Source organism: Streptomyces spirodelae, from assembly GCF_017676385.1.
Lineage (GTDB): Bacteria > Actinomycetota > Actinomycetes > Streptomycetales > Streptomycetaceae > Streptomyces > Streptomyces spirodelae.
On record NZ_JAFFZN010000005.1, the window covers coordinates 44358 to 61182 of the forward strand.

Below are 16825 nucleotides of genomic sequence, written 5' to 3' on the forward strand. Positions count from 1 at the left end.
CCGGCGCCCGCGCCCGGGCGTGTACAAGGAGGGCGAACTTCCCGGGGAAGACCCCCGGGCGTCCCGCCCTCGATACCATGCGCCTGACCGCAGGCCAGGAAAGGAACGCGACGTGCCGCCGTCCGCAGAGCACACAACCACTCCCCAGGCTGCCACGGCACCCGCCAACTCCGGCGGGGTGCAGTCCCTCGAGCGGGCCTTCGACCTGCTGGAGCGGATGGCCGACGCCGGGGGCGAGGTCGGGCTCAGCGAGCTCTCGGCCGCCAGCGGGCTGCCGCTGCCCACCATCCACCGGCTGATGCGCACCCTCGTCTCCTGCGGCTACGTCCGCCAGCAGCCCAACCGGCGCTACGCGCTCGGCCCCCGGCTGATCCGGCTCGGGGAGAGCGCGGCACGGCTGCTGGGCACCTGGGCCCGCCCCTATCTGGCCCGGCTGGTGGAGGAGACGGGCGAGACGGCGAACATGGCACTGCTGGACGGCGACGAGGTCGTCTACGTCGCACAGGTGCCCTCCAGGCACTCGATGCGGATGTTCACCGAGGTGGGCCGCCGGGTGCTGCCGCACTCCACCGGGGTGGGCAAGGTGCTGCTCGCACACACCCCGGACGACCAGGTCCGCGCCCTGCTCAGCCGTACCGGCATGCCCGCGGCCACCGAGAAGACGATCACCACTCCGGAGGGCTTCCTGGAGGCGCTCGCCCACGTCCGCGAGGCCGGGTACGCCACCGACGACAACGAGCAGGAGATCGGCGTACGCTGCATCGCCGTCTCCGTGCCCGACTCCCCCACCTCGGCGGCCATCTCCATCTCGGGCCCGGCCGGCCGCGTCACCGAGGCGGCCACCGACAAGTTCGTCCCTCTTCTGCACGAGGTCGCCGCCGACCTCTCGGCCGCGCTGGCCAGCTCAGCCGGGAGCCAGTAGGGAGCCCCCGGCCTTCGCGCCCGGCGCCCGCCGTCTCCGTCAGCCGGTGCCCGTCGGAGGCCGGCCGGTGCCGAAGAGCTCGACGGCCTCACGGACCGCGGCCAGCGGGCGCGCGAGGGCGCTCACCGAGCCGACAGCGGCCGCCAGCAGCAGCAGCGAGTGCCTCAGCTCCTCCGCCACCGGGGCTTCGGAACGGGCCGCTGCGGCGAGGGCCTCCAGCTCCCGTTCGGCCTCTCGCCGGTCACGCAACTCGGCGGGATGCCCGTCCAACGCGCGCCGCATCCGGTGCACGGCCCGGCTCAGCGCCTCGATACGCGGGTCGGCGCCGGCGTCGTGCCCGGCGGCCACCACCCGCCGTTTCCCCACAGTCTCGCTTCGCACGTTCTCCCCCCACATGGGATGTCCCGCGCCCGTGAAGCGCGAGTACCGCTTTCCTCCAAGGAGTTGGCCGCTCCTGTCGGAGATTCCGACAGTAAACGCCACTCTACGCGTGTGGCGCCACACGGAACGCGAGATTTCAGGGTGCCTTTTCGGATGATCGTCCCCAAGGATGACGGCCGAGGTCCCTCTCACGTGCGATATCCATGAACATATGACGCAGCGGGAACAGACATCGGATGACCGCGGGGTCGCCGCACAGCAGCGCGTGGCCGGGCTCCTGCTGGCCGCCGGTGGCGGGCGGCGACTGGGCGGCCGCCCTAAGGCGCTGCTGCGGCACGGCGGCCGGCCGCTGGTGGAGCACGCGGTGCGGGTACTGCGGGAGGGCGGCTGCACACCGGTGTACGTGGTGGTGGGTGCGGGCGCCGAGCAGGTGCGGGAGACGGCGGAGCTGTCCGGCTGCGTCCTGGTCGACAACCCGGACTGGGCGGAGGGGATGGGCGGCTCGTTGCGGGCCGGGCTGACAGCGGTCTCCGGAGCTGACGCGGTGCTGGTCCTGCTGGTGGACCAACCCGGTATCGGCGCCCGAGCGGTGGCACGGGTGCGGGCCGCCTACCGCTCCCAGGACACGCTCGCCTCGGCCGCGTACGGCGGCCGCCGCGGCCACCCCGTGCTGTTGGGCGCCGCGCACTGGGACGAGATCGCCCGCAGCGCGTCGGCGGACGCAGGGGCGCGCGGCTATCTGCGCGCGCGGGAGAGCGAGTTGACGCTGGTCGAGTGCACCGACATCGCCGACCCCACCGACATCGACACCCCGCAGGACCTGCACCGACTGCGCGGGCCCGGGGGTGGCACCCGGGGCCAGTGAGGGGCCGGTTCCGGGGGCGAATCGGCGTGAGAGATATCTCGACGTCAACAAACTCTTGAAGTTCCACTATGAGGAAACTAATCTCCACTGATCAGAAGCACCTTCCTGTCCCGAAGGTGCCTTGAACGTGTCCCGCGTGCCCGGCGCGGGGCGCGACACCCCGTGCCACACCGCGCCGCCTCGCGCCGCACATCGCCCGGCGGCCGCAGATCACCGCTCGTCGAAGGAGTGACCCACCATGTCCGCACCAGCGCCCTCCCCGCTGGAAATCGTCGGCGTCGACCCCGGGCAGCGGCCCGCCAGGCAGGACGAGGTTCTGACCGGCGCCGCGCTGGAGTTCGTCGCAGCGCTGCACCGGAAGTTCGCCGCGCGTCGCGACGAACTGCTCGCGCGCCGCGCCGAGAAGCGCGCCGAGATCGCACGTACGAGCACCCTGGACTTCCTCCCGGAGACCGCGCATGTGCGCGAGGGCGACTGGCAGGTGGCCGACTGCCCGCCCGCGCTCCTGGACCGCAGGGTCGAGATCACCGGCCCCACCGACCGCAAGATGACGATCAACGCGCTCAACTCCGGCGCGCGGGTGTGGCTCGCCGACTTCGAGGATGCCTCGGCGCCCACCTGGGAGAACGTGATCGGCGGTCAGCTCAATCTCACCGACGCCTACGAGCGGCGCATCGACTTCACCGACGACCGCACCGGCAAGAGCTACGCACTGCGCCCCGCCGAGGAACTGGCCACGGTCGTGGTGCGGCCGCGCGGCTGGCACCTGGACGAGCGGCACCTGGTCTGCGACGGGAGGCCGGTGCCCGGCGCGCTGGTCGACTTCGGGCTCTACTTCTTCCACAACGCGCAGCGGCTGCTCGACCTGGGCAAGGGCCCCTACTTCTATCTGCCCAAGACCGAGTCGCACCTCGAAGCGCGGCTGTGGAACGAGGTCTTCGTCTTCGCGCAGGACTACTGCGGCATCCCGCAGGGCACCATCCGCGCCACGGTCCTGATCGAGACGATCACCGCGGCCTACGAGATGGAGGAGATCCTCTATGAGCTGCGCGACCACGCCGCAGGGCTGAACGCGGGCCGCTGGGACTACCTCTTCTCCATCGTCAAGAACTTCCGGGACGCGGGCTCGCGCTTCGTGCTGCCCGACCGCAACGCGGTGACGATGACCGCGCCGTTCATGCGCGCCTACACCGAACTGCTGGTGCGCACCTGCCACAAGCGCGGCGCGCACGCCATCGGCGGCATGGCCGCTTTCATCCCCTCCCGCAAGGACCCGAAGGTCAACGAGGTCGCCTTCGAGAAGGTCAGGGCCGACAAGGACAGGGAGGCCGGCGACGGCTTCGACGGCTCCTGGGTGGCGCACCCCGACCTGGTGCCGGTGGCCAAGGCGTCGTTCGACGCCGTGCTGGGAGAGCGGCCGCACCAGAAGGACCGGCTGCGTGAGGACGTCGACGTCAAGGCCGCCGACCTGATCGCCGTCGACTCGCTGGAGGCCCGCCCGACATCCGAGGGGCTGCGCAACGCCGTGCAGGTGGGGATCCGCTACATCGAGGCGTGGCTGCGCGGACTGGGCGCGGTGGCCATCTTCAATCTGATGGAGGACGCGGCGACGGCGGAGATCTCCCGCTCCCAGATCTGGCAGTGGATCAACGCGGAGGTCGTCCTGGACACCGGCCAGAAGGTGACCGCGGAGCTGGCCCGGCAGGTCGCCGCGGAGGAACTCGCCGCCGTACGGGCGGAGATCGGCGAGGATGCCTTCGCCGCGGGCCGCTGGCAGGAGGCCCACGACCTGCTGCTGCGGGTCGCCCTCGACGAGCAGTACGAGGACTTCCTGACCACCCCCGCGTACCAGATGCTGCGGGGCTGAATCCCGGGCTGCTGTCGGGAGGCTGCCGAGGGGCTCCTGTTCCGCCGTTGCAGACCGCGTCTCAGTTGTGATCGAGCGCGCAGTGCCTCGCGCCCCTGGCGGGGCGCGAGGCACTGCGTCCTACATCGTTGCCACCGTCGTCGCGACCGTGGTGGCCACCATGACGGCCACCAGGACCTCTTCCATCTCCTTGATGGCCTCGCGGACGTCCTCGGTGACCCACTGCCCCTCGGCGATCGCCTCCATCCGCGGAGCAACCTGTTTGCGGGGGACGCCGGGGAAGGCCACCTCGTACAGTCGCGCCGCGTGCAGCAGGGCGATCAGTCCTGTGGTGCGTTCGTCGGGCTCCGCGCCATAGCGCACCACGTCCTCCAGCCGGTGGCGCAGCTCGCGTTCGGCCGAGCCGTCCACCTCCGGGTAGCGGCGAGTGGTGAAGATCCCCAGCGTACGGCGCTTGTGCTCGGTGACGATACCCCGGGCGCAGAGGCGTTCCACGGCGGCGTCGAGCGCCTTGGGCTGGTCCTTGGCGAGCCAGTCGCCGACCGCGCTCTTGGTGTCACGCGCGGTCCATTCGGCGATCTTCTCCAGGCGGCCGTCCAGCAGGTCGTCGCCCGTCGGCGTGTGGTCGCTCACGGTGAGCCGTCCGTCGGTGACGGCCAGCCGCCCGGCCAGCCTCAGGTCCAGCAGGATGCCGCCGGCAACGGCCCACCCGGCGGCGGAACGGCTCTTCGCGGCGCCGGTGTCATCCTCCAGCGCCAGCAGCGTGACTTCCTCACCGAGTGTGACCACCATGAGTCCCCCTTCGCCCGTCCCCGTACTCATCCGGATTCCGCTGCCCACGTTCGGGCGGGGCAAACGTGGCCGTACGGCCCTCGGCTCGGACGGCGGTCTCGTACCGCTGCCGCCCTACGTCAGCACCGCGCCCAGCGCGACGAAGCCCGTGATCAGCAGGGCGAGGAGACCCAGCAGCGGAACAGCGAAGCGCAGGTACCGGTCGTAGCGGACCTTGGCGAGGGAGATGCCGCCCATGACGACGGCGGTGGTGGGCACCCACAGGTTCATCCAGCCGCTGGCCGCCTGCCAGGCCGTGACGACGACCGCTCGCGAGACGCCGGCGAAGTCGGCGAGCGGCGCCAGGATCGGCATGGCCAGCGTGGCGTGGCCGGAGGTGGAGGGGATGAGGAAGGCGAGGGGGAGGTCGACGATGAAGATCATGACGGTGAACAGCGCGGAGGGTACTCCGGTGACCGCCCCTTCGATGGAGTGCAGCAGGGTGTCGGTGATCTTCGCGTTGTTCATGATCGTCGTCACCCCCCGGGCCAGGACGATCACCAGCGCGGGCGAGGCGAACTCGCCGACCCCCCGCACGAAGGTGCTGGTGAAGCGCTGCTCTCCCATCTGGGTCAGCAGGCCCACCAGGATCGCCGCGCAGATGAACAGCGCCGCCAGCCGCGGGAAGGACCAGCCCAGTTCCCAGCCGTACGGTGCCGCGTCCGCCTCTCCGCTGAGTGCGCTCGCCCAGGGGATCACCGAGAAGATCATGAAGGCGAAGACCAGCGCCACCGTCACCAGGACGACCTTGTGCAGCCCGGTGAGCGGCGGCGGCTCGTCGGTGTCGTCGCGTGCGGCGGACAGGTCCAGGTCGCCGGGACGGTGGCCGGACAGCGAGCGTTCGGGGTGGTCGCGTACCCGGCGCGCGTACCGGACGACATAGCCGATGGTGACCGCCGTCAGCACCAGCCACATCAGGGCCCGCAGTCCGATTCCGTCGCCGAGCGAGATGTCCGCTGCCGAGGAGGCCACCCCCGTCGCGAAGGGGTTGACGGTCGAGCACAGCACGCCGATCCCGGCGCCGAGGATGATGGTGCCGGTCGCCACCATCCGGTCGTATCCCAGCGCGAGCATCAGCGGGACGAGCAGCCCGTAGAAGCCCAGGGTCTCCTCGGCGAACCCCTCCACGGTGCCCAGCAGCGAGAAGACCAGCATCACGGCGACGATCAGCAGCGCGCCCCGGTGCCGCAGCCGGTGCGCGAGGCGGCCGATGCCCCGGTCCATGGCGCCGGTCGCGAAGACGACGGTGATGAAGGCGCCGATGGCCAGTACGAAGAAGAACACCCCGGCGGCTCCGTAGAGTTCGCCGGTGAGGTCCGGGCCCACCTGCCCGGTCTGCTGGTCCTGTACGCCGTAGAGGCCATTGACCGGGGAGAGGAACAGCTCGTCGAACCGGCCCAGCACACCGAGTCCGGCCGGCTCGCGATGGTAGGTGCCCTGCTTCGGCGCACCGTCGGGCCCGCGCTCGTAGCTGCCGGAGGGCACGAAGAACGCCAGCACCCAGACGACCAGTGTGACGATCGCCAGCACGGTGAGCGCGCTCGGGAAGGTGAACCCGCGCTGCTGCTCAGCCTCTCGGGACTCGGCCTCGGTCGGCATGCCGCGCGCCCCTTCCTCGGTCACCTGCAGGGAAAACCGCAGCATAACGGGCAATGCACTGCATGCCGGGCATGTGTAATGCCCGCGCCTCTGCCGGCCGCGCCGCATACGCTGTGGGCATGATTCGCAGCGCAGTCCCCGCCGACGTCCCCGTCATCCACGCCATGATCCGCGAGCTCGCCGAGTACGAGCGGGCGCTGGAGGAGGCGAGGGCGAGCGAGGAGCAGCTGCGCGAGGCGCTGTTCGGCGAGCGTCCGGCCGCGTACGCGCATCTGGCCGAGGACGCGGAGGGCAACCCCGTGGGCTTCGCCCTGTGGTTCCTCAACTTCTCCACCTGGCGCGGCGTGCACGGCGTCTATCTGGAGGACCTGTACGTCCGCCCCACGGCGCGCGGCGGCGGTTACGGCAAGGCGCTGCTGACCGAGCTCGCGCGGCTGTGCGTCGAGCGCGGCTACGAGCGCCTGGAGTGGTCGGTCCTCAACTGGAACGCCCCCTCCATCGCCTTCTACGAGTCGCTGGGCGCGCGGCCGCAGAGCGAATGGACGGTCTACCGTCTGACGGACGACGCGCTGAAGGCGCTGGGCGCGTAGCGCTTGCCCTGCGCTCTCGGGCCGGCGAGGGGGTGCCCCTGTCCGAGGCATGCGGGCTGCGGCTCCGGTGGTGGTCGCGCGCGCCGTTCCCCGCGCCCTTACAAGGCGCCCTCACCCAGCAAATGTTCTCTCCCCCACGCGCCAAGGGGTGCCAGCGCCTCGTTGAGGGAGGCGCCCAGTGGGGTCAGCGCATACGTCACCCGGCGCACCGCCCCCTCGTAGGACTCCTCGCGACAGACGATCCCGTCCGCCTCCAACTCGCGCAGATGCGAAGCGAGGACCTTCTCGGTGACCCCGGGGATGCCCCGCCGCAGCTCGCCGAAGCGGCACGGCTGCTGAGCCAGCGCCCAGAGGATGAGGACCTTCCACTTGCCGCCGACCACATCGATCGCGGCGTCGATGCCGCATACGTATGTGTCGCGCCTGGTCATGGCTGTCGCCTCCCCCGGTCCTCCGGCCGAGCACTCACTTTACGGTAACCACGCACGGAACAGTGCGTACTTGATCATGGTCCGGGCCGGCAGGAGCCTGTTCTGCATGACTACGGACAGCACTTCCGCAAGCCCGCTCGCCCTGCTCGGACTCGGCGACATGGGCACCGCACTGGCCCGCGCCTGGCTCACCGCAGGCCACCCCCTCACCGTCTGGAACCGCACAGCCGCCAAGGCCGAACCCCTGGTCGCGGAGGGCGCTCGGGTCGCGGCGAGCGCCGCCGAGGCGGTGGCGGCAGCCGACCTCGTCGTCGTCTGCCTGCTGGACGACGCCTCGGTCGGCGAGGCCCTGGCGGCGGCCGAGCTGACCGGCAAGGACGTCGTCAACCTCACCACCGGCACCCCGGCGCAGGCCAGGGAGCGCGCTTCGTGGGCCGGGCAGCGCGGAGCCCGCTTCCTGGACGGCGGCATCATGGCCGTACCCCCGATGATCGGCACACCGCAGGCGGGCGGCTACATCTTCTACAGCGGCGACCACGCGCTGTTCGAGCAGCACCGCGACACGCTGGCCGTCCCGGCGGCCACCCGCTACGTCGGCTCCGACCCCGGGCACGCCGCGCTCCACGATGTGGCGCTGCTGAGCGCGATGACGGGTATGTTCGCGGGCATCACCCACGCCTTCGCCCTGATGCGGCCCGAGCAGGAGGTGAAGCCGACGGCTTTCGCCCCACTGCTGGCCGAGTGGCTGCGCGCCATGCTCGGGATGGCCGAGTCCATGGCCCAGCAGCTGGAGAGCGGCGACTACGCCGAGGGGGTCACCTCCAACCTGGCCATGATGGCCGCCGGCAACGCCACCCTGGAGGCCACCGCAGAGGAACAGGGCGTGAGCGGGAAACTGCTGGACCCCTTCATGGCGTCCATGCGGGAGCGGGTCGCGACGGGATACGGCGACGAGGGACTGGCCGGGCTGGTGGACATGTTGCGACAGCGCTGAGCCGGCCCCGGCGACGGAGGTTCCTACGACCTCGAGCTTCGGCTGAACGCACGGTAGGCAGCCGGTCGCCCCGCTCCCTACGGTGTGCCGATGCACTACGGCACGTCACGGGGGCAGGCAGGCAGTTCGTTCGACGGCTCGGCCGCGCGGCGACTGCGCGAAGGGCTGCGGCTGTCGCCCGAGGATGTCGCGTACGGGATGCGTGCCGCGTACGGCTTGGAGATCGACGCGCGGACGGTCGCGGCATGGGAGGCGGGCGACGCCGCACCCGACGAAGGGCAGCTGACCGCGCTCGCCGGCGCCCTGTGGTGCTCGGCGGCCGACCTGATGGGCCGGCCCGGGACCCTGCGGGAGTACCGGCTGGCACGCGGCGCCTCGGCCACCGACGTCGCCCGTGAGCTCGGTATGGCGCCTCAGGAGTACGCCCACATCGAGGAGACCGGCGCGTGGACCGGCAGCGCCCGGCAGGCCGAAGCACTGGCCGAGGTGCTGCGGCTGCCGGTACCCGCGCTGATCGAGTTCACCGGCCGGGACGAGGAGCTGGCGCAGCTCCTGCGCGAGGCCGCCACCACCCGGTGGCAGGCGTACGTCGGTGCCGTCCGGGAACTGGTTCCGCTGCCGCGCGAGTACGTCGAGGAGGGGCTGCGCGCCCTGCACGGGGCGTACCACTCCACGACCGCCGCCTCGCTGGGCTGGGGACAGCCCGCCTCGGCCTCGTCCCGGGACGCGGGACGCGCCTTCCTGGAGGAGATCCTCACCCACTTCTGGCAGGCCGTCGAGGGCTGAGGGTGGAGGAGTCCTCCTGCGGTTCTCCAAGGGCGCGTTCAACGCGTTCACGCACTCGCGCCCTGAAGTGGCTCCCTTTTCGGCTTCCGCATGTGAGAGCGGTGGGAACAGGGCCGCTCAGCCGTCTCCGTTCGGCGAGGGGCTCATGCAGAGCAGAGCGAGCGACACGACGTGGAGTCCCCATGTGCCCCACCGAGCCCGATCCTGGCGACATGTCCGCCATCCCCGAGCGTGACAGCCACACAGAGGCCGCACGGCGACGGCGGCTGGACTGGCTGCGCACGCAGGCGGGAGCGCCGCTGACGCCGGTGCAGTACATGCGGACACGCGCGGAAGACCTGGTCGGCAACGTGGAGAACCTCATCGGGGCGGTGGAGGTCCCGGTCGGACTGGCCGGGCCGCTGGTCTTCTCGGGGACGCACGTCTCCGGCTGTCTGTATGCCCCGTTGGCCACAACTGAGGGAGCTCTTGTCGCGTCGGCCTCGCGTGGGGCCACCGCCCTCTCACAGTCCGGTGGTGTGCGTACGCACGCGGTCGCGCAGGTCATGACCCGGGCCCCGGTATTCCAACTCGGCTCACTCGACCGGGCCGCCGCGTTCGCGGAGTGGATCAGCGACCGCGTGGCTCAGCTGCGTGCCCAGGCGGCTCAGGTCTCCGGACATGCCGCGCTCGTGAACGTCCGTCCGGTCATGACGGGCCGCACCGTGCATGTGGTCTTCTCCTACGAGACCGGCGATGCCGCCGGCCAGAACATGACCTCGGCGTGCACATGGCACGCCTGTCAGTGGATTCTCACCCGCTTCCCCGCGGAGACCGCGACGGACATCGTCCGGTTCCGGGTCGAGGGGAACCTGAGCGGCGACAAGAAGGTCACGTACCACAGCTTCCTCAACGGCCGCGGCACCCGCGTGGTCGCGGAGGCCGAGGTATCAGCCGAAGTCCTCGGTGGCGTACTCAAGACCACCCGGGACAGGCTGCTGGAGACGCACCGCTTCCAGCGCGGCGGCGCTGTGCACGGCGGGATGGTCGGCAACGACATCTGCATCGCCAATGTCATCGGCGGGATGTTCACGGCCCTGGGCCAGGACATCGCTTCGGTGCACGAATCCAGCCTGGGCCACTTGGAGTTGGAGCCCGCAGGCGACGGCGTACGGGCGACGATGGTGCTCCCCGCCCTCATCGTGGGCACGGTCGGCGGCGGTACCCGGCTTCCCGCCCAGCACGCCCTCCTGGACATGCTCGGCTGCGCCGGGCCCGGAGGATCACCCCGTCTCGCCGAGATCGTCGCCGGGTTCGCGCTGGCGCTCGACCTGTCCACGATGTCCGCCGTCAGCGCCGACGAATTCGTGGCCGCGCATGAACGCCTGGGACGCAATCGCCCATCGTCAACGGCCCCCGCCCGAACGGAGACTCCCGCGCGCGGTCCAGCCGGACGCCCCGGCACCGCCGCCCCGATGGGGCCTGGGCGGTGCCGGGGCGGATAGGGCACCGCCGGAGGACCGGGGGCGCCGTTGACTTCCAGCGGAGCTACACCTTCTCGGCCGTCCAGAGCTGTTGCGAGAGTCCGTGGCAGGTCCACTGGGTCACCTGCGTGCGCGGCCTGCCGTCGAGCGTCTGGTCGGCACACTTGCCGCTGTACTTGTTGACGAGGGTGAACTTGTCACCGTTGCCGACCGGCACCCGGGCCCAGAGCTGGTCCTCGTAGTTGGAGTTGCAGCCCATCTGCGTCAGGCCATGGCCGTTCTGCACGCTGTGGTAGGCGTTGACCAGGCACCGGCCGCTGTTGACACTGCGCAGCTGGAACCAGTCGCCCTGGCCGCGGACGATCTGCCAGCGCTGGTTGGCGGCGCCGTGCCGGGGATAGAGGATGATCCGGGCGCCGTTCGCTTTGGACGCACCCTGGACATCCATGACGAGGCGGGAGTTCTTCGCCGAGTGGATGATCACCGTGTCCTCAGCCGCCGCCCGGTCGTCAGCGGAGGCACCGGGCACCGACGTGGCCAGTCCCGTCATGGCGAGGCCGAGCAGTGCGGTGGCGCTCAGCAGTACGCGTCGCTTCTTGGGCACTTCACCAACCCTTTCAGGTGGGGCCAGAGCTTCCGTCTGGCCGAGACACCTGCATAACTGGCCCGTGTTTACACCATTTAGCCTTCTTCTCCGCTGAACTGACCGTAAGAGTGATTTGGTTGCTCGAACGTCCCTCGCGAGCGGGCACGCTCCCCGCGCGCCGTCGCACGCGTCGTCATCGAGCCGCCGCGCCGTCATGACGCAAGACGGCGCGGCGGTGAAGCGGTGGGGAGCTGCCCTCAGGCCGGGGTGGTCTCACGAGGGTGGGGGATGCCTTCACCCGGTTCCATCGGATGGGCCACCACTTCCTCGTCGCGGCGGGAGCGGCCGAGGTGGTTGAAGACCAGGTTGAGGACGACGGCGGTGAGACACCCGGTGGAGATCCCGGAGTCGAGGATGATCTTCGCGCTCTCGGGGAACGCGTGGTAGAAGTCCGGCGCCGCGATGGGGATGATGCCGACGGCCAGCGCCGTGCCGACGATGAGTACGTTGTTGTCCTTGCCGAGGTCCGCCTTGAGCAGGGTCTGGATGCCGCTCGCGGCGACGGAGCCGAACAGCACCACTCCGGCCCCGCCGAGGACGGGCTGCGGTACGGCCGCCACCAGGCCGGCCGCGAGCGGGCACAGGCCCATGAGGACGAGGATGCCGCCTCCGGTGGCGACCACGAACCGGCTGCGGATGCGCGTCATCGCCACCAGGCCGATGTTCTGCGCGAACGCACTGCACATGAAGCCGTTGAAGAAGGGGCTGACGAAGGAGCCGAGCGTATCGGCGCGCAGCCCGGCCGCGATGGTCTTCTCGTCGGAGGGGCGCTCCACGACCTCGCCCAGCGCCAGCATGTCGGCGGTGGACTCGGTCATCGAGACCAGCATCACCACGCACATGGAGACGATCGCGGCAAGGGCGAACTGCGGGGCGCCGAAGTGGAAGGGCGTGGGGAAGCCGATGATGTCGGCTTCCTTGATCGCGGTGAAGTCGGTGATGCCGACGGGTATCGCTATCAGGGTGCCGACGACCAGCCCGATCAGCACGGCTATCTGCTTGAGGAACCCGCTGGTGAACCGGCGCAGCAGCAGCACGATCAGCAAGGTGGCGCCGGCCATCCCGATGTTGGAGAAGTCGCCGTAGTGCGGGTCCTCGGCGTTGCCGCCCTGCGCCCAGTTGAAGGCGACGGGCATCAGCGAGACGCCTATGAGGGTGATGACGCTGCCGGTGACGACCGGCGGGAAGAACCGGACGAGCTTGCTGAAGAACGGGGCGATGAGGAAGCCGAGCGCGGCGGCGACCATCGTGGCGCCGAAGATGACGGGCAGCGCGTCGGCGGGTCCCTCGGCCTTGTTGATGGCCAGCATGGGCGCGACGGTGGCGAAGGTGACCCCGTTGACGAACGGCAGCCGGGCGCCGACCTTCCAGACGCCCAGGGTCTGCAGCAGGGTGGCGATACCGGCCATGAAGAGGCTGGCACCGGTCAGGAACGTCAGTTCGGTCGGCGAGAGGCCCACCGCTGCGCCGATGACGAGCGGCGGCGCGACCACCCCCGCGTACATCGCGGCGACGTGCTGGAGGCCGGTGGTGAACAGTTTCAGCGGTGGCATGCCCTGGTCGACCGGGTGCTTGGGCTGCGCGGTCTCGCGCAGCCCCCGGCCCCGATCGCCCCCACTGCCGTCTGCCGTCTTTCCTTGCTTGGTGAACCTGGGCGTCTTGGCCACGGGGTCCTCCTGTCGTTTTCGGCGCCGTGCGGCACACGGTTTCCGGAGGTGGTGCGGTGTGCAAGGTGGTAGTGCTGATGAATTTGTGGTGCGAGTGCGTGCGCCCATGAATGTCCGGAACATGACAGGAGTCCGGATGGGGGTGGGGCGAACCGGCCGGGAGCCGTCCCTCCCGGCCGGTGTCCAAGGGGCCGGCCGAAGCCGCGCCGCGCTGCGCGGCGGCGCCTCAGCCGACGGTGCCGGCGGTCAGCCCGCGTCTGCCGCGATCCGGGCGAGACGGCGTGCCTCGTCCCGTGCGTCGCGGGCGATCTCGTCCTCGTCCGCCCGCAGCAGATGACCGTCCTCGACGATCGGCCTGCCGCCCACCAGGGAGAGGGTGACCGGCGCTGCGGCGCCCAGGACCAGCGCGGCGACCGGGTCGGCGATGGAGGAGTGTCCGATGCCGTCCAGCTTCCACAGCACGACGTCGGCGAGCTTCCCGGCCTCCAGCGAGCCCGTCTCCTGGGCGCGGCCCAGCACCTGGGCACCGCCGTAGGTGCCGAGGCGCAGGGCCTGGCGCACGGTCAGCGCGTCCTCCCTGTGCGGGCCGAGGCGATTGACGAGCAGCGCGTTCCGCAGTTCGGTGTGCAGCTCACCCGACTCGTTGGACGCCGTGCCGTCCACGCCGAGGCCGACAGGTACGCCCGCCGCGAGCATGTCGGGTACCCGGGCGATGCCCGCGGCGAGCCTGGCGTTGGACGAGGGGCAGTGCGCAGCGCCCGTCCTGGTGCGGGCGAAGGCGGCGATGTCCTCGTCGGTCATATGGACGCAGTGCGCCATCCACACGTCCTCGCCGAGCCAGCCGACGGACTCGAAGTAGTCGGTCGGGCCCATGCCGAACAGCTCGTGGCAGAACTTCTCCTCCTCCGTCGTCTCCGAGCCGTGCGTGTGCAGCCGCACGCCCTTGCGACGGGCCAACTCGGCTGCCTCGCGCATCAGTTCGGTCGATACGGAGAACGGCGAACAGGGTGCGGCGGCGATGTGCAGCATCGAACCGAACGAGGCGTCGTGGTAGGTGTCGATGGCCCGCTCGGTCTCGGTGAGGGCGCCGTCGAGAGTCTCGACGGCGAAGTCCGGCGGGAGGCCGCCGTCCGACTCCCCGCGGTCCATGGAGCCCCGCGCCGCGGTGAACCGGACCCCCAGCTCGGCTGCGGCGCGGATCTCGGCGCCGAGCAGGTCGCCGGCCCCGCGCGGGAAGACGTAGTGGTGGTCCATCGCGGTGGTCACACCGCCCCGGGCCATCATCCCGAGGGAGCCCCGGGCCGCCGCGTAGACCATCTCCTCGTCGATCCGCGCCCAGGTCGGGTAGAGGGCGACGAGCCAGTTGAAGAGGTTGGCGTCCTGGGCCAGGCCGCGGGTGATCCACTGGTAGAAGTGGTGGTGGGTGTTGATCAGGCCCGGGGTCAGCAGGTGGCCCGTGCCGTCGATACGGCGCGTGACGTTCCCCAGGCCCTCGGGCGCGGCACCAGGACCGAGGGACTCGATCCGGTTGCCGTTGATGACCAGGTGGCCGGTCGCGTACTCGGTGTCCTGAGCGTCGACGGTCGCGATGGCGCACTTCTCGATGACGATGCGGCCTGTGGTCTGTTCCGGGTAGGCCATGGGGTGTCCTCGCTTGGGGGTGTGCCCCTCCCCCGCCCCCACCGGGCCCAAAGCTGCCCCGGTGGGGGTGGGGTGAGGAGAGAGGGAACTACAGGTTCGTCATGTCCACGGGTATGCGAGGGGTCGCCCCATCGCGCAGGACGGTGGCCTCGATGAGGCCGTACGGCCGGTCCGCCGCGTAGTAGACGGCACCGTCGGCTGCCTCGTTCTTGATGTCGAACGGCGACAGGTCGACCTTGAAGTGGTGCTTGTTCGGCATCGAGAACCGGATCTCGTCGATCTCGGGCCGGCTGTTGATGACGCGCGAACCCATCTGGTACAGCGTCTGCTGGAGCGAGAGCGAGTACGTCTCGGCGAAGGCTTGCAGCATGTGCTTCTTCGTCTGGGCGTAGGACTTGTCCCAGTTGGGCGTCCGTTCCCCCTCCGCACCGGTCCAGTTGTGCCGCCACACGGAGGCGACCTCGGTGGCGAGGATGCGGTCGTAGTCCTCCTTGAGGGTGGTGTAGCGGTCCTTGATGTAGCCCCAGAACTCCGAGTTCGTGGAGTTGAGGACCGTCAGCCCCTTGAGTCCGGACAGCACCTCGACGCTCTCACCGTCGAAGGTGATCTGCGCGGTGCGTATCTCCTGGCCCTTGCGCACGAAGGAGTGCTTGACCTCATCGGCGCCGATGAACTTGGAGTTGGCGTCGGAGGTCTCGATGCGCTCCCAGTCGTACTCCTCGATGCGGATGCGCGCCTTGTGGATCGGCTCGGTGTTCTCCACGAAGTGCCGGGCGAGCAGGACACCGAACGCCTCGGCCGACTCGATGCCGTGTTCCTTGGCGAAGGCGAAGACGGTGTTCTTGGTGGTGTCGGTCGGCAGCACATGGGCGTTGGAGCCGGAGTAGTGGACGTCGTCCAGGTCGCCGCTGAGGGCGACGGAGACGTTCAGATCCTTGATGTGGTGGGTGTCGCCGTCCCGCGTGATCTTGACGACGCGGTTCTCTGCCTTGCCGTACTGGTTCTGGCCGAGAATCGTGGGCATGGTGTCAGCTCCCTCGGTACACGGAGTAGCCGAACGGGTTGAGCAGCAGCGGCACGTGGTAGTGCTCGCCCGGATTCACCGCGAAGACGATGGTGACCTCGGGAAAGAAGCTGCCTGGTGCGCTGTCCCTTACGCGGGGGGCGTCCTGCTGTTCCGCGGCTTCGCGCTGGCTGCGCGGATTCGAACTGTGCTCTTCCACGAAATACGGCTCGGTCTCGAATTCGAACCGCACGTGGGTGGCGCCTTCCGGCAGCGCCGGAAAGTCCTTGCAGCGCCCGTCGGCGTCGGTCTTCGACGCCCCGTGCGCGACCCATGCGGCCTGCTCGTCACCCTGGCGTACGGACAGCCGTACGCCGACCCCGACGGCCGGGCGGCCGCGGCTGGTGTCCAGGATGTGCGTGGACACCGACGTGCTCGTCGCGTCGCTCATACCGTGGGTCCTTCCTCCGCAAGGCGGGTGAGCCGGAGGCGGTTGATCTTCGCCAGCTCCCGCCGCACGATCTCCCGCTCCTGTTGCGGTGTGTTGTCGATCCGGTGACGAACGGCGTCCCTCATCTCCTCGGCACTTCTGCCGGTGGCGCAGATGAGAAACACATGCCCGAACTTGTCCTGGTATTCCAGGTTCAGTTCGAGCATTTCGGCCTTCAGCACCTCGGAGGCGCCGGCCATGCCCCGCTGCTCGCGGGACGAGGTCGGGTCACCTGGCTTCGGGCGGCCGATGGGTGGGTGCCCGGCCATGGCCTCGTCCAGCCCCTCGTCGGTGAGGGCTGCGGTGGCCTCGTCACTCGCGGCGAAGAGGGCATCGGCACTGCCGTAGGGACGCTGGGCGAGCAGCGCGCTCCCCCAGCCCCGGGCGGCGCACACCTCGTGGAGCGCGGCGCGCGCCTCGGCGTCCGCTGCGGAGTTGAACCAGGTGAGACCTGGCGTCGAGCGCGAAGTCACGGGGACCTCCGTGGCCGTGGTGCTGTTCGGGCTGGGAACAGCTAAGTCCTCAGCGCACAGCACGTCAACAGTTTGTTGAAGGTCTTTCGACTTTCCGGAAAACGAAGCCCGCGATACGGAAGCCCTCCAGAGGCGCCTTCAGGATGCCCCGGAGGCGCCTTCGGGGCCCCCGGACG

The 16825-nt window shown here is 70.2% G+C and carries 17 protein-coding genes; 7 read left to right on the top strand and 10 right to left on the bottom strand.

Annotated features, from left to right (window positions below; all coding sequences use genetic code 11):
- Positions 1–112: 112 nt before the first annotated feature.
- The gene (locus tag JW592_RS07760) at positions 113–922 is read left to right on the top strand and encodes an IclR family transcriptional regulator (protein ID WP_209264177.1); all 810 of its coding nucleotides are present in this window, start codon (positions 113–115) and stop codon (positions 920–922) included.
- A gap of 39 nt (positions 923–961) precedes the next feature.
- Here the strand turns inward: JW592_RS07760 and JW592_RS07765 are convergent, their stop codons facing one another.
- Entirely contained in the window at positions 962–1303 is a 342-nt protein-coding gene (locus JW592_RS07765) for a DUF5955 family protein (protein WP_372446463.1), read from the bottom strand.
- A 211-nt stretch (positions 1304–1514) separates the two neighbouring features.
- Between JW592_RS07765 and JW592_RS07770 the strand changes: the two genes are divergently transcribed.
- Positions 1515–2168, top strand: coding sequence for a nucleotidyltransferase family protein (locus JW592_RS07770; RefSeq protein WP_209264179.1), 654 nt, complete (start codon positions 1515–1517; stop codon positions 2166–2168).
- 238 nt (positions 2169–2406) lie between these two features.
- A complete protein-coding gene (gene aceB / locus JW592_RS07775) occupies positions 2407–4035 on the top strand; it encodes a malate synthase A (protein WP_209264180.1) in 1629 nt (542 codons plus the stop codon).
- Between the two features lie 120 nt (positions 4036–4155).
- On the opposite strand, the gene JW592_RS07780 is transcribed toward aceB, so the two are convergent.
- Positions 4156–4827, bottom strand: coding sequence for a GOLPH3/VPS74 family protein (locus JW592_RS07780; protein ID WP_209264181.1), 672 nt, complete (start codon positions 4825–4827; stop codon positions 4156–4158).
- A gap of 114 nt (positions 4828–4941) precedes the next feature.
- Entirely contained in the window at positions 4942–6465 is a 1524-nt protein-coding gene (locus JW592_RS07785; RefSeq protein ID WP_209264349.1) for a YfcC family protein, read from the bottom strand.
- A gap of 119 nt (positions 6466–6584) precedes the next feature.
- On the opposite strand from JW592_RS07785, the gene JW592_RS07790 reads away from it, so the two are divergent.
- Positions 6585–7055, top strand: coding sequence for a GNAT family N-acetyltransferase (locus JW592_RS07790; protein WP_209264182.1), 471 nt, complete (start codon positions 6585–6587; stop codon positions 7053–7055).
- A gap of 98 nt (positions 7056–7153) precedes the next feature.
- Here JW592_RS07790 and JW592_RS07795 read toward each other — a convergent pair whose 3' ends face one another.
- Complete coding sequence (locus JW592_RS07795) at positions 7154–7486, bottom strand: winged helix-turn-helix transcriptional regulator (protein WP_209264183.1); 333 nt, start codon at positions 7484–7486, stop codon at positions 7154–7156.
- A gap of 106 nt (positions 7487–7592) precedes the next feature.
- On the opposite strand from JW592_RS07795, the gene JW592_RS07800 reads away from it, so the two are divergent.
- From JW592_RS07800 to JW592_RS07810, 3 genes are all read left to right on the top strand, one after another.
- Positions 7593–8480: an NAD(P)-dependent oxidoreductase gene (locus JW592_RS07800; protein WP_209264184.1), complete on the top strand. Its 888-nt coding sequence runs from the start codon at positions 7593–7595 to the stop codon at positions 8478–8480.
- A 90-nt stretch (positions 8481–8570) separates the two neighbouring features.
- On the top strand, positions 8571–9266 hold the full coding sequence (locus JW592_RS07805; RefSeq protein WP_209264185.1) for a helix-turn-helix domain-containing protein: 696 nt from the start codon (positions 8571–8573) through the stop codon (positions 9264–9266).
- Positions 9267–9448: 182 nt separating this feature from the next.
- A complete protein-coding gene (locus JW592_RS07810; RefSeq protein ID WP_209264186.1) occupies positions 9449–10750 on the top strand; it encodes a hydroxymethylglutaryl-CoA reductase in 1302 nt (433 codons plus the stop codon).
- A gap of 43 nt (positions 10751–10793) precedes the next feature.
- Here JW592_RS07810 and JW592_RS07815 read toward each other — a convergent pair whose 3' ends face one another.
- The 6 genes from JW592_RS07815 to uraD form a co-directional block, all read right to left on the bottom strand.
- Positions 10794–11333: an RICIN domain-containing protein gene (locus JW592_RS07815; protein ID WP_209264187.1), complete on the bottom strand. Its 540-nt coding sequence runs from the start codon at positions 11331–11333 to the stop codon at positions 10794–10796.
- Positions 11334–11572: 239 nt separating this feature from the next.
- The gene (locus tag JW592_RS07820) at positions 11573–12928 is read right to left on the bottom strand and encodes a nucleobase:cation symporter-2 family protein (protein WP_229375399.1); all 1356 of its coding nucleotides are present in this window, start codon (positions 12926–12928) and stop codon (positions 11573–11575) included.
- A gap of 360 nt (positions 12929–13288) precedes the next feature.
- Positions 13289–14683, bottom strand: a complete 1395-nt coding sequence (locus JW592_RS07825; RefSeq protein WP_209264189.1) for an 8-oxoguanine deaminase — start codon at positions 14681–14683, stop codon at positions 13289–13291.
- An 88-nt stretch (positions 14684–14771) separates the two neighbouring features.
- Positions 14772–15707: a factor-independent urate hydroxylase gene (gene pucL / locus JW592_RS07830; protein WP_209264190.1), complete on the bottom strand. Its 936-nt coding sequence runs from the start codon at positions 15705–15707 to the stop codon at positions 14772–14774.
- A gap of 4 nt (positions 15708–15711) precedes the next feature.
- The gene (gene uraH / locus JW592_RS07835) at positions 15712–16137 is read right to left on the bottom strand and encodes a hydroxyisourate hydrolase (protein ID WP_209264191.1); all 426 of its coding nucleotides are present in this window, start codon (positions 16135–16137) and stop codon (positions 15712–15714) included.
- Positions 16134–16649: a 2-oxo-4-hydroxy-4-carboxy-5-ureidoimidazoline decarboxylase gene (gene uraD, locus JW592_RS07840; RefSeq protein WP_209264192.1), complete on the bottom strand. Its 516-nt coding sequence runs from the start codon at positions 16647–16649 to the stop codon at positions 16134–16136. The genes uraH and uraD overlap by 4 nt, the downstream gene beginning before the upstream one ends.
- Positions 16650–16825: the final 176 nt, after the last annotated feature.